Origin of the sequence: Streptomyces antnestii (genome assembly GCF_004005495.1) — a bacterium.
GTDB lineage: Bacteria > Actinomycetota > Actinomycetes > Streptomycetales > Streptomycetaceae > Streptomyces > Streptomyces antnestii.
In genome coordinates this window covers 67364-81215 of sequence record NZ_RZYA01000021.1, presented here as the reverse complement: position 1 = coordinate 81215, position 13852 = coordinate 67364, and the positions used below count along the sequence as shown (strand labels likewise).

Below are 13852 nucleotides of genomic sequence, written 5' to 3'. Positions count from 1 at the left end.
TACGCATGTGATCTGCGCGCGCGAGAAATACGCGGGCTCAAATGCCCCACCCCTTGGAAAAGTTCACTGACTGGTCACACGGATTTGGTCACAAGATTCACACCCGTCACACGGGTAGCTGTTCTATTCAGCGGTTGACCCCTGTCAAACATCACTGGTTGTGCGGATGTGCTGAAGGTCACCTCGTGAGCTCGCCCCCGATACCGGTACCGCCGCCGGCTCCGAGCGCGGTCGGCTCGTACGAGACGCCCGCCCCGCCGCTCATGGTCATAACGGTGCCGTCGCCCGCGTTCTCGCCCTCGGCGCCGACCGCGAGGTCGAGGACGCCGTCGCCGGTGAGGTCGCCGATCGTGACGGCGGACCCGAACCGGTCACCGGCCTGCGCCGCGCCAGGCACGCCGCCCGCCCCCTCCACGTACGCGACCGCACCGGTCGCGCCGAGTCCGCCCGCGCCGCCGTGCAGCAGGAACGCGCGGCCCGCGCCGGAGTCGTCGCCGGGCGCGCCGGTCAGGACCTCGGCGTACCCGTCGCCGTCGGTGTCCCGCACGGCCACGGACGCCCCCAGCTCGCCGCCGGACGCCGCGCCTTCGAGGTCGCCCCGGGCGACGACGGGCGCGCCGGTCGTCGTGAGGCCGTCCGCCGAGCCGTGGTACGTGGCGATCTCGCCGCCGGCCGCCGCGTCGGGCCTGCCCACGGCCAGGTCGGCGAAGCCGTCGCCGTTCAGGTCGCCGGAGCCGAGGGAGCGTCCGCCGGCGCCCGCGAGGACGGTCGGTTCGGTGGTTCGCAGACCGGTCGACGAGCCGCGCAGCACGATCAGCGGCCGGTCGCCCGCCGCCGTACGGAACGTGATCGCCGCGTCGTCGAACCCGTCGTGGTCGAAGTCCCCGGTGGCCACGGAGGAGTCCGTCACGGGCCCGTCCGAGAGCGTGATCGCGGGGGAGAACGCCCGGTCGGCGCCGTCGACGGTCCAGGCGCGCCCGGCGCCGGGCGCCACGGCGAGGATGTCGTCGCCGCCTTCCCCGTCGAAGTCGCCGGTGGCGAGCGCCGACCCGAACTTCGCGCCGCTCGCGCGCACCGCCACCGGCTCGTTGATCATTCCAGCCTGGCCGGTGAGCCCGTTGGCGGTGCCGCGCAGCACGCTCACGCCGCCCTCGTCGCTAGCGCCCGCGGTGACCTCCTCGCCGGGCGACGCGACCACGAGGTCCGTGTACCCGTCGTGGTCGAGGTCGCCGTACGCGGTCGCGGAGCCGAAGCCGTCACCGGCCTCCGAGCCACCGGGCACGCCCTCGAACTCCTGCGTGACGACAGCCTTGTTGGCCGCGTAGGGCGCGGAGCGGGCGCCGGGTACGACGCTGACCTGACCGGCTCCGGCGGCGTTGTTCGCGGTCGCCTTCGGGATGCCGGCGGCGAGGTCGGCGTGACCGTCCCCGTTCACATCGGCGCCGGTGGACGGCGTGTTCTTCGACGCGGCGAGGGTGCGGATGGCGGGCAGGTCGCCGTAGAGGTTGTTGCCGGGGCACTCGGTCGGGTAGCCGTCGCGATGCCCGGAGATCCGGTTCATCGTCACCAACTGCCCCTGCGTGAACTTCCCGTTGGCCGCTCCGGCCGCCATCACGACCGTGCCCGCCGGGTTGATCCCGTACAACCCGAGCTTCCAGGCGGCGAGTTGGGCGATCGAGTCGCGCACCTCTGGCGTGGACGTCGCGGTGTTGTAGTCACCGAGGACGGCGACACCGCTGGTGTCGGTGTTGAAGCCGTAGGTGTGAGCGCCGTAGACGGGCTTGTCGACGCCGCCCGCGCGCCCCTCGAACACGGTCCCGCACTTGTCGACGAGGAAGTTGTAGCCGATGTCGTTCCAGCCGTTGCTCTTCACGTGGTACGTGAGGATGCCCCGGATGATCGACGCGGACTCGGCGCACGTGTAGTCGTTCGTCCCGGCCGTGTGGTGCACGAACATGGCCTTCGTGTCGGTCGTGTACGTGGGCGGGTCGGCGACGATCGACTCGTCGGCGCCCCAGCCGGCGCGCGAGGTGATGGCGGGCTGACCGGCCGAAGCGGTCTTCTCGAGGCCGCTGCCACCGGTACGGGTCCCGGCGTCAGGGTCGACCAGGTCGACGCGGAGCCCGGCGGGAAGCTTCTTGCCGGTGACGCGGGCCTGTACGCCGTCGGACGCGCCGACCCACAGCGGTTGGGTTCCGCCGCGCACGCCCTTACGGGTGTGGTCGGGCCCCGACTCCGGTGCGTGCACGTCGAGTTCGAGCGCCCGCCAGGCCGACCAGCGCCCGGTCTCCGCGCTACGGGTACGGACCTCGGCGGCGCCGTCGCCGAGCGTGGCGTCGGGGTCGGCCCACGTGACGCCGAGCATGCTGAACGGCTCGGCCGAACGGGCGGCGAGGACGCGCTTGCCGGGATCACTGCCCTCGGGCACGGCGACCGTACGGACGGCGCCCTTGTGCACGGTGGCCTTCGCCGCGACCGTCTGGGTCTGCCCCGACAGGGACACGACGCTCAGCACGACGGCGGTGGCGAGCGCGGTACGGGCGGCCTGACGGCCGATGTTCGTGTACATCACTGTTCTCCCTGGGCGTCGGCGGGCGACTCGGGCGCGGGCAGCTCGCCCTGGCACGTGGCGCGCCCGAACTTGCCGAACGCGGTGGCGGTCTGGACGTGCTTGCCGCGGATGGCGAGCTGGCAACTGGCCCGCCCGCCCTTCTCACCGAGGGTGATGGTCACGATGGGCGGCTTGCCGAGCGGCACGCGCACGGTCTTCTTCCAGGGCAGCGTGACGTCACGCGCCTCGACAGCCTTCCCGGACTCGCTGCGGGCCTGCCAGGTGAGATCGGCGGTGCCCTCGCCCTGGACCTCGTACGTGACGGAGGCGGTGGGCACGTGCCGCTCGGGCGTCTCGTCGGAGTCGAGCACGCCGTAGAGCACGAGTCCGGCACAGGCGGCGATGAGCACACCCCCGACGGCTATGCCGCGCCGGTCAACTCCCTTGGATTCCTTGAAGTCTTCGGCGTCCTCGGGCGTCGATACGGCGGTTTCGGCGGTCGGCTCTGACGGTTCGGGCGACGTTGGCATGGGCCTGGCTTTCGTGAGGCGAGCATTCCTCGCGCGAATGCGTCGCGCTCGGCGGAGAACCGGGCGGTTATACCCCACGACGGCCGGGCTGTTCCAGTGACAGGAAGAAGCGGGCGAATGGGGCGGTGTCCACTCAGGGTGCCAACTGCCCGATTAATTCCATCTGTTGACATGGCTGTGTGCGGCTGATTAGAAATCGTCCGCTCACGAGGGAGGAAAAAAGAAACCGACCTCCTCACCAGCACATGACAGACGTCCGGACGGCGATCGCCGTCCGGAGATCCGGCATGCCCGCATTGCGTGCGCAGGAAATCCGGCACGGAACGCGGGCGTCCGTAAAGGAAAGGGCACAGGACGTGAAAGTCCGCTATGGGAGATTGATCTCCTGCCTTGTGGTGTCGGCGGTGGCGAGTACCGCGCTACCGCAGATCGCCTACGCTTCCGCGCCGACCGCCGGCAAGGGGGGTGACGACAAGGGTGTTTTCGACACCGTCAAGGGGTGGTTCTCGGACGACGACGGCGAAAATCAGGCCAAGCCGCCGATGGGCGGGAAGCTGGAGATAGCCAGTCGCGAGAAGCTCCCGAAGGGCAAGAAGGCCGCTGAGCCCAAGCGGGTCAAGGAGCTCACGTCCCGGCGTACGGAGCACGCGCGTTTCTGGCAGCTGTCCAATGGGCAGATCCAGGCGGAGATCTCGCAAGTCGCGATGTCATACCCCACGGGTTCCGGCAAGAAGAAGTCGTGGAAGTCGATCGACACGGGTGTCGAGGCGACGAAGGCCAAGGGCTTCGACTTCGCCAACACGTCCAATTCCGGGCGGAGCTGGTTCGGCTCGGATCCCGGAAAGCTGCTGAAGTTCCAGGCGGGTACGGGCGGTTCGGCCGTCACGCTGGGCCTCAAGGGCGCCTCGTCCAAGGCTCTCGATCCGACCGCCAAGGGTTCGACCGTCACGTACAAGGATGTGGCGGCGGGCGGTGCGGACCTGGAGTACCGGGTGGGTCCGGGCCGGGTGAAGGAGAACATCGTCCTGGCGAAGGCGCCGGACGGGCCGGTCTCCTACACCTTCACCCTCGACACGGGCGGGCTGACGCCGCGGGCGCGCAAGGACGGGTCGATCGGTCTGTACGGCGAGCTGCCGCACACACCGGTGATGACGATTCCGGCCGCGTACATGTCGGACACCCGCAAGGACGCGGACTCGCCGTACGGGGTGGCCTACAGCCCCAAGGTGAAGCAGAAGCTGGTCCGGGACGGCAAGAACTGGACCATCGTCGTCACGCCGGACGCCAAGTGGCTGGCGGCCCCGAAGCGGCAGTACCCGGTGTCGATCGATCCGACGATCACGATCACGCCGACGCCGGGGCAGTCGCAGGACACGATGGTCCTGTCGGATCAGCCGGCGGCGAACTTCAACAACACCTGGAAGATGTCGGTCGGCAAGACCGATACGGGTATCGCGCGGTCGCTGATCCAGTTCCCGCTGGACGAGATCCCGGCCGGGACGACGGTCGACTCGGCGCGTCTGAGCATGTACTTCGACCAGGCGCACACCACCAACGCCAACGACGTCACCATGGAGGTCCACCGGGCGACCGGCCCGTGGACCGAGTCGGGCGCCACCTGGTCCAACACCAGTGCGCTGTCAGGTGAGTTGTCGGGCACCACGGTGCAGATCGACGACGGCGAAACCGGTACCGCGGCGGTCGGCGAGTGGCCCCGGGCCACGACGACCGGCGGCGCGGCGACCAATGACGACTTCGCGTACAACAAGAACAGCCTGACCGGCGAGACCTACACCTGGCAGCCGCAGGTGAAGGAGACCGCGTCCTACCGGGTGGAGGCGCACTTCCCGCCCGCGACCGACGGGGCGACGGCAGCGCCGTACACGATCACGCACCGGGACGGCACGGCCACCGGGACGGTCAACCAGTCCGGTACCGCGGCCGCGTGGAAGACGGTGAACGGCACCCAGTTCTACTTCTCCAAGGGCAACGCGGGGAAGATCGTCCTGGGGGACACCGGAAGCTCCACGACCCGCAACATCGCGGACTCGATCCGTCTGGTGAACCCGGCCCAGATCGTCAAGAACACCGGCGAGTACAACCAGTGGCACGACTTCGCGGTGACGGACACCGTGCAGAAGTGGGTCTCGGGCACGTCCGCGAACAACGGTTTCGTGCTGCAGGCCAAGGACGACACGCTGGCCGGCACGCTCACCGGCGGCCCGCGCTACGAGTCCGGTGACGGCGACTACGGCGGCGAGACGTCCTCGTACCCGCGCCTGACCGTGACGTACGGCAAGGTCGGCTCGGCTCTCAACTCGCCGACGATCGTGCACGACACGGGCCCGGAGCTGTCCTGGTCGAAGTACAGCAACACCACCGGCGACACGGGCCAGGACATCGTCGAGTACCAGCTGCACCGCTCCACGCAGCAGGTCTTCACGCCGTCCGCGGCCACCCTGGTGGCCCCGGTCGACAAGGCGACCACGGCCTACACGGACACCACCGCGACCCCGACGCCGGACACGTCCACGGACGAGATCGGCCGCTCGTACTACTACCAGATCGCGGTGAAGACGAAGGACGGCTCGCTGCTCGGCTCCCCGACGCGCATCGTGGGTGTGCCGAAGGCCGGCCGGACGATGAAGCTGATCCAGGGCACGGCGGGCGGCGTCACCGACTCGACGCTGTCCTCGCAGCAGCCGACGACCAACGAGGACACGATCCTGTCCTATGTGCCGCAGAAGTGGCTGAGCGTCGGCAACAACTCGGGCACGTACGGCAAGACCCGTGCGGTGCTGAAGTTCCCGACCAGCTCGATCCCGGCCACCGCGACCGTGCTGAACTCCACGTTCTACATGTGGGGTGCGGAGACGACGACCGGCACCAACGGCGCGATCTACGAACTCCACTCCCTGAACAAGGACTTCGACGAGACCACCACCACCTGGAACAACGCCACGTCGACCACCCCCTGGACCGCGCCCGGCGGTGACTTCGGGGCCACGGTCTCCGACACCGTGGCACAGGTCTCGGAGGTCGGCCGACACTGGTGGGACGCCACGTCCATGACGCAGGGCTGGGTCAAGACCCCGTCCAGCAACAAGGGCGCGATGGTCAAGCTGAAGGACGAGACGGCAACGGGACCGCAGGAGCGCACGCTGTTCCTGGCCTCCGAGGGCGCCGACCAGCAGCTCGGCCCGCTGCTCCGCGTGATCTACGTGGACGCGACGACGGACAACACGTACTACGCGCCGCAGACCCCGCAGCGCATGACGCCGAACACCACCTACACGGTGGACGTCACGGTCACCAACACCACGAGCAGCGCATGGGCCGCGGGTGAGCGTCAGCTCTCCTACACCTGGAAGCTGCCCGACGGCACGGATGTCACGACCGGCGGCAACCAGCTCAAGACGGCCATCCCGGCCCTCGCCCCGGCGGAGTCGGCCACCGTCCACGCGAAGGTGTCCACGCCGATCAACTCGGACGCGGGCAACAAGCGTTCGGACTACGTCCTGGGCTGGGACGTGCAGAAGGTCTCGGACAGCAGCTGGCTGTCGGCCGGCACCGGCGGCATCCCGTCGCTGAAGCAGAACGTGGCGGTCGAGGACCCGACGTCGAACTCGCTGGGCCTGGAGAAGTTCTACTCCTACACCGGCAAGAGCACGGGTGCCGGCTCGTCGGTCCTGAACAACCTGGCCTCCGGCAACAGCGTCTGGACGTACGACGCGTTCAGCAACCCGGGCCGCGGACTCAACACGTTCGCCCGGTTCTCCTACAACTCGCTCGACACCTCCGACACGGTGCTCGGCGCCGGCTGGTCCGGGCAGGTGGCCGGACCTCTCCGTCTTGGCGCGCCGCTCGACTTCCGTCCCAACCCGAACCCGACGGAGATCCGTCTCCCGGACGGTGACGGCACCACGCACATCTTCTCCAAGCAGCCGGACAGCACCTGGAAGGCCCCGGCGGGCGTCCACTACAAGGTCACGATGAAGTCGGGCCTGTCCTGCACCAAGGACAAGGACCCGGTGCCGGACGCCTGGACGCTCACGAGTCCGGACGGAACACGCTTCCTGTTCGGCTGCGACGGCTACCTGACGTCGACGGTCGACAAGAACGGCAACGCGCAGACTTACACGTACGAGGAGCGCAAGTCGGGTGGCAAGCCGACCAAGTTCCTGAAGTACATCACCGACCCGGCGGGCCGGCAGACGCTGACCGTCGAGTACTTCGACAAGTCGACGGCGCCCTTCCCGAAGGTGGCCGACCACGTCCAGTCGATGACGGACATCTCCGGCCGCAAGCTGACGTTCGAGTACTCGGACAAGGCGCTCATGACGAAGCTGACGGACGGCGCGGGCTCCTCGCAGCCCAAGGTGTTCGGCTTCACCTACGACGCCACGCAGGGCAACAAGAACGTCAAGCTGGTCACGGCGACGGACCCGCGCGGCAACGACACCGATCTGACGTACCTCGCTCCGCAGACCGGTGACGACCCGAAGTACCACTGGTGGACCAAGACCATCGGTGACCGGCTGAACAACTCGACGGGCTTCGCCTACGCGGCGGACGCCACGAACAGCAAGTTCACCGACACCAAGGTCACGGACCCCGAGGCGCACGCCACGGACTACGTCCTGGACGACTTCGGCCGCGGTGTGAAGACCACCGACGCCAAGGGTCAGTCGACCGACATGGCCTGGGACGCCGACAACAACGTCACCCTGGTCAAGGAGGCGAACGGCGCCCAGACGACATACACGTACGACCAGAAGACCGGCTATCCGCTGACGATGAAGGACGCGGAGGCCAACAAGAACGGCACGGCCGCCACCGTCTACACGTATCAGACGCGGCTCGACGGCTTCTCGGCCGATCTGTACACGCAGACCTCCCCGGAGGGCCGCAAGTGGCAGTTCGGTTATGACGCGTTCGGCAACCTGAAGACGGCCACCGACCCGAAGGGCGTGTCGACGGCCACGGCGGGTGACTACACCACGTCGTACGAGTACGACACCTACGGTCAGCAGACCAAGGTCACCGACGCCAACGGCAACGCGACGCAGGCGTCGGACTTCGACCCGGTCGGCGCTCCGAAGACGCTCACCGACCCCTACGCCAAGGCCACCAAGGTCGTCTACGACGAGCGCGGCCAGATCACCTCGACCACCGACGCGCTGGACAAGACCAGCACGCAGACGTACGACACGTTCGGCCGTCCGCTGGTGAGCAAGGTGCCGAAGGACCAGGCGGCGGGGGACTACATCACCACCCCGGCTCCGGTGTACGACGCCAACGACAACATCACCGAGTCGACGTCACCGACGAACGCGGTGTCGAAGGCGGCGTACGACCCGATGGACCAGGTGACGTCGGCGACCGCGCCGGCGAACAACCTGACCGCGGAGCGCAAGACGGCCTACACCTACGACAAGGTCGGCAACCTCAGCACGACGACCGAGCCGAAGGGCGTGGCGACCACCGCGGACGCCACGGACTACGTCACCACCAACAACTACGACGCGATCTACCGGCTCACGTCGGTGGTGGACGCCAAGGACGACAAGACGTCCTACGCGTACGACAACGTCGGCAACACCGTCACGGTGATCGACCCGAAGAAGAACGCGTCGGCCGACACCACCGACTACTCCAGCAAGACGGAGTACGACTTCGACCACCGGCCGGTCAAGCAGATCGACGCGGCGGGCAAGTACACCACCACGCAGTACGACAAGGACTCGATCGTCGTCGCGACGACCGACCAGGAGCAGAACAAGACCCAGATCGTCCCCGACGAGCGGGGCATGACCTTCGAGGTCAAGGTGCCGTACGACGGCACCACGGTGCGCACCACCCGCTACCAGTACGACCAGGTGGGCAACACCACCAAGGTCGAGACGCCGCGGGGCACCGCCACCACCGGGACGGCCGAGGACTTCGCGGCCCGCACCGAGTACGACAAGCTCAACCGGCCGGTCAAGCAGTTCCAGCCGTACGACCCGGCGGACGGGACGTACAACAAGGCGGACGTCTACACCGAAACGGTGTACGACGAGGTGGGCCGGGTGAAGAAGACGTCGCTGCCGCCGGCGGGTGACCCGGCGCGCATCGACACCGACTACACCTACTTCGACAACGGCTGGATCAAGACCTCCACCGACGCGTGGAACATCAAGACGGCCTACGACTACAACAACGTCGGTCAGCAGGAGAAGCGGACGCTGACCGGTGACAACGGCACGTCCACGCGGACCATGGGCTGGTCGCACTACCCCGACGGCTCCCTGAAGGGCCGCACGGACGCCGCCGGAGACCCGTCCGCGGACAGGTCGTACGCCTACGACTACGACCTCAACGGCAACATGCTCACGATCGGTGAAACGGTCGGCAGCACCACGAGCGTGCCGTACACGATGACCTACACCGGTCTGAACCAGGTGGACAAGGTCACGGAGGCGCTCACCGGTCAGGTGGCGAAGACCACCTCCTACACCTACGACGCCAACGGCCAGCTCGACACCGTCGACCACCCCCAGCAGAACTCGAAGTACGAGTACGACCTGCGCAACCTGCTCAAGAAGGTCACGTCGGGCCAGACGCCGACCGACCCTCAGCCGGACATCACGCAGTTCACGTACACGGATCGCGGTCAGCGCGCCACGCTCACCAAGGGCAACGGCAACACCGTCGATTACACCTACTACGCGAACAGCGCCGTCAAGACCAGCGCGGAGAAGACAAGAGCCGGCGACCTGGTCTCGTCGCACGGCTACGAGTACGACGCCAACGGCAACAAGAGCAAGGACACGGCGTCGCTGCTGAGCGCTGACGGCGACGGGCTCCGGAACTCCGTGACCAACTACACCTACGACCCGGTCGACCGGATCAAGGAGTTGGACAAGACCGGCAACAAGCCGCGGACGGAGCAGTACTGGCACGACGACAACTCCAACGTCACCAAGCAGTTCTTCCTCCAGAAGTCGGACATCACCGAGTTCTACTACAGGAAGAACCGGCTGAGCTCCTCCTCGAACCTGGTCGACTCCTCGGCCATCTACGACTACGACACCTTCGGCCGGATGAAGTCCGTCACCGAAAACGGTGGCGCCGCCGTAGAGACGAACACCTTCGACGGCTTCGACCGGCTCATCGGCACGGTGCGCAAGGCGGGCACCAAGACAGACACGACCAACTACCGCTACGACCCTCTCGACCGCACGGTCGAAAAGAGTGTCAACAACGCCTACACCGACGAGTACAGCTACCTGGGTCTCGACACTGAGGTCTTCAGCGACGAGCTCGACGGAACCCTCGTCAAGACCTGGCAGTTCGGCCTGGGAGGCGAACGCCTCTCCCAGCTCGACCACTTGAACGGCGACAGCGGCTACTACGGCTACAACAGCCACGGCGACGTCGAGACGTTCACCAACGCGTACGACGGTAAGCCCAGTTCCACATACGGCTACACCGCCTACGGCCAGGACGCCAAGGACGAGTGGACCGGCCTGGACAGCATCGCGGAGCCGGGCAGCGATGGGGAGAACCCCTACCGCTTCAACGGCAAGCGCTGGAACGCCCAGTCGCAGACCTACGACATGGGCTTCCGGGACTACAGTCCGGAGGTCAACCGGTTCATCAGCCCGGACTCGTACGTCGGCGCCGCGGCCGACATGAGCCTGGGGGCCGGGCCCGCCAACAGCAACCGCTACGGCTTCGCCGGCGGCAACCCGGTCAACAACGTCGACCGGGACGGGCACGAGTCCTGCGACGCCGGCTGCCAGGCACGCCAGCAGTACCAGGGGGGCGGGGACCCGATCATCCCCGACCCGGAGAAGCTCGAGTTCAACGTCCAGTACCACGACGGCTCCACGGGCCTCGAGAACTGGGTCGATCCTTGGGACTTCGTCAAGGAACTGTCCGGTGTCGCTGACGTCGAGGGGTGCTGGAACGACCCGTCGGTGTGGCAGTGCACGATGGCTGCGGCATCGGTGATCCCCGTCGGAAGCAAGGTGCTGAAGGGCGCCAAGCTTCTTGACGATGCCGCTGACGTCGGGCGTGCCGGGGAAGTCACCTCCTCGGTAGGCAGCGCCGTTGAGCACCAGGGGTCACATCTCGGCAACACCTGGACATCTGACCTGAGTCACGTGACAGGAAAGACCGCCAGCTCCCGGAATCGCGCCATAGACGCAATCATCGGGGAAGACTTTCCGGATATGCAGTTCACGCATCACCCGCAGTACAGTCCCTGGGTGAGCACCGGAATAGCGAAGAAGGGTCTCGGCACCCAGGTAGGCTGGAAGCCGTTCGTGAGCCGCAACGAGCTTCGCAACACGCTGGTCCACGAAGAACTGCACCACCGATGGTTTGCGAGGGGGGTCCCTGGTGCGCACCATCCGCGCGACGGATCGGGCAATTCCGATCGGTTCTACGGAACGGTCGATCGGTACATGAGGATGCGAGGCTGGCAATGAAGCGGGAAGCGGTTCGGATTCCGACTGAATGCACGAACTGTCACCATGCTTGCGAGGCGTGGGGCGTGCAGATCGCCGATCAGGGCAAGCTGCGCTGGGAGTTCAGTTGGTCCTGCGGCAACTGTGGGATCGAGTCGGATGACGGCGACTGGGGGCAGGCCCCTGGTTTCATTCGCGACCTCTTGCTGGCCGAGCACGGAAGCAGTTGCATCAAGGTCATCGACTCGGGTGCGTCCGACGGGAAGATCATGAAAGCCATTCGTGAAATCTTCGGGGAGACGATGCGGGAAGCGCTGATCTCAGCAAAAGCCCTCAAGGCCACTGGCCGAAAGGGGACTCGTGTGGAGACTCTGCTGATCGCGGAAACTCTCGGCGTATCCGGAATCGAAGTTCAAAGCTGCGGGCCAAACCAGGCCTGATGGTGTTCTGAAGCGAGGCGGTGGGCCGGGTTATTCGGCCCACCGCCTTTCCGTGGACCGGACTCCGGTTCGCGCGCACAGGTACCCGGCCTTCCAGGAGCACCCCACGCACCGAAAGTTGAGGGACATGCTGGAACAGCTTGTCTAGTTCTGCTTGCCGTACGTCGTTGCCATCACCGCGGCCACGACCACCAGCATCACCACGGACAGGAAGCCGTAGATCCAGACCGCCGTGACACGGTCGAGTTTGATCTTTGTGTCAGGGTTCTGCTGCTGGGCGATGGACTGCTTGATCAGTCTGCCGCGGACCGGAGCGATGGCGATCGGGAGCGAGGCCACCACGGCGCTGTACATGAACAGGATCGGTGATGCCGAACCGGAGCGGAGCAGCTTCGCCCCCAGGAGGGCGGCGAAGAGCACGGGTCCACCGAGGTAGAACAACCACTTCCGCTGTCTGGCCTGCTGCTCCGTCGTGCGCCGTGGATCGTCCGCGTACTTCATTCCGGTCGCCAGCGCCGGTACGGCGATCATGAAGAAAGCCGTCGCCATCACGGCGATCAGCCACCAGCCGCGCTCGGGTATCGAAAACAACGACGTCCTCACCTTCTAATGCTTGTTGTGCCTTGAAGGGCGTTTGACGCCGCTGCAGGCCAAGAGCTCGGTGCCGGTGGCGTCGAAGTACAGCTCGTAGTGCCAGACCCGGTCTGCCGGGTCGATGGTCCCGGTACGCAGTTGCTCGCCGCGGTGCCGGGCGAGGATCTCGACGGTCTCGTCGAGGCCGGTGATCTCTTGCAGGCCGCGGGCCAACGTCCGTCTCAGCCTCGTCGCGGCGATGCCGGCCACCATCCAATGAGGCGCCGTCCCGTCAAAGATTCTCACCCTGGCGCCTGCGGCGATGGCCTCGCGTGCCGGCTTGCACGCGCTCGTCTGGTCGGTGAGCATCGCGACGATGTCGGGCTGACGCGGGTGCTCGTCTTCGGTGGCCATGCGGTGACTGTAGAGACTGAACGCGGGCGTCGCCCGTCAGTTACGCCGCCGCCCGCTCGCGGCAGTCCCGGCATTTGCCTGGTTCCGGTGCGCGGAACGGGCGGTCGCACTTGGGGCAGTCCTGGAACGGGTGCGGTTTGGGGCGGGGCTTCGGCGCCGTCGGCGTCGGGGTTGTCTTCAGGCGGTGCGAAAGCAGGCCCGCCGGGCTGTGGAGCTTGCCCTCCGGAAGTGACGCCGACAGCGCCTCGGTGATCGTCGTCAGGTTCGCACCCGACTCCAGCCAGGCGGCTACCGCCGGGGCCAGTGACGTGACCTCCCTGGGCGACAGCGTCAGGCGCCCGTCAGCCAGCGGGAGCGCCCGCAGGATCGAGCTGGCCTCGGGGTTCGGGGTGGCCGGGCGTGAGGCCGGGGGCGGGGGTGGGGTCGGAGCCGGTCGCTGCGGCGGGGGCGGCGGCGTCGCCGGTGTGGTGCCGGGCGCGTCATAAACGTACGTCCGCGTCACCACCCTCCCGTCCGGCATGCGCTGCACCCTGCGCTCCAGCCAGCCCTCCGCCTCCAGTTCGCGCAGTGCCCTCGCGATCAGGATCTCGCCCTCGTCGAAGTGCTCGCGCAGGCTCTTGATCGTGATCGGGGCGCCTTCGGGGAGCGAGAAGATGTACGCCGCGACGCCGACCGTCACCGCGGAACCGCGGCGCTGGAGCAGGCGGTTGGCGAGGACGCAGAAGTCCTTCGTGAGGCGAACGCGGATGTGGATGACGCCGGATGAGGGCACGGCGTTAGGGTTGGCGGTAGCCATGAGGGAAGGGTGCTACTTCCTGTTGTGGTCAGGCCCTCGATCGGGATTGCCGTCCCGGCCGGGGGCCGTTGCTTTGTGCGGTTGTGGTGGCT

General features: G+C 67.2%; 7 protein-coding genes. 2 read left to right on the top strand and 5 right to left on the bottom strand.

The features are described from left to right. Nucleotides 1–178: 178 nt before the first annotated feature. Nucleotides 179–2569 carry an N-acetylmuramoyl-L-alanine amidase gene (locus tag EOT10_RS32375; protein WP_127831951.1) on the bottom strand — a complete coding sequence of 797 codons (2391 nt, stop codon included), beginning with the start codon at nt 2567–2569 and terminating at the stop codon, nt 179–181. Beyond that, entirely contained in the window at nt 2569–3081 is a 513-nt protein-coding gene (locus EOT10_RS32370) for a hypothetical protein (protein ID WP_223281332.1), read from the bottom strand. The genes EOT10_RS32375 and EOT10_RS32370 overlap by 1 nt, the downstream gene beginning before the upstream one ends. A gap of 542 nt (nt 3082–3623) precedes the next feature. Here EOT10_RS32370 and EOT10_RS32365 point away from each other — a divergent pair. Together EOT10_RS32365 and EOT10_RS32360 are read left to right on the top strand one after the other, a co-directional pair. Then, nucleotides 3624–11558: a DNRLRE domain-containing protein gene (locus tag EOT10_RS32365; RefSeq protein WP_431313350.1), complete on the top strand. Its 7935-nt coding sequence runs from the start codon at nt 3624–3626 to the stop codon at nt 11556–11558. 65 nt (nt 11559–11623) lie between these two features. Further along, entirely contained in the window at nt 11624–11977 is a 354-nt protein-coding gene (locus EOT10_RS32360; RefSeq protein ID WP_127831949.1) for a hypothetical protein, read from the top strand. 144 nt (nt 11978–12121) lie between these two features. Here EOT10_RS32360 and EOT10_RS32355 read toward each other — a convergent pair whose 3' ends face one another. Genes EOT10_RS32355 through EOT10_RS32345 form a run of 3 tightly spaced genes read right to left on the bottom strand, consistent with a single transcriptional unit; the run spans nt 12122 to nt 13760 of the window. Next, nucleotides 12122–12568, bottom strand: a complete 447-nt coding sequence (locus EOT10_RS32355) for a hypothetical protein (protein ID WP_127831948.1) — start codon at nt 12566–12568, stop codon at nt 12122–12124. Nucleotides 12569–12583: 15 nt separating this feature from the next. Then, complete coding sequence (locus EOT10_RS32350; protein ID WP_127831947.1) at nt 12584–12964, bottom strand: hypothetical protein; 381 nt, start codon at nt 12962–12964, stop codon at nt 12584–12586. Between the two features lie 40 nt (nt 12965–13004). Continuing rightward, entirely contained in the window at nt 13005–13760 is a 756-nt protein-coding gene (locus EOT10_RS32345) for a GntR family transcriptional regulator (RefSeq protein ID WP_127831946.1), read from the bottom strand. Nucleotides 13761–13852 lie beyond the last annotated feature (92 nt).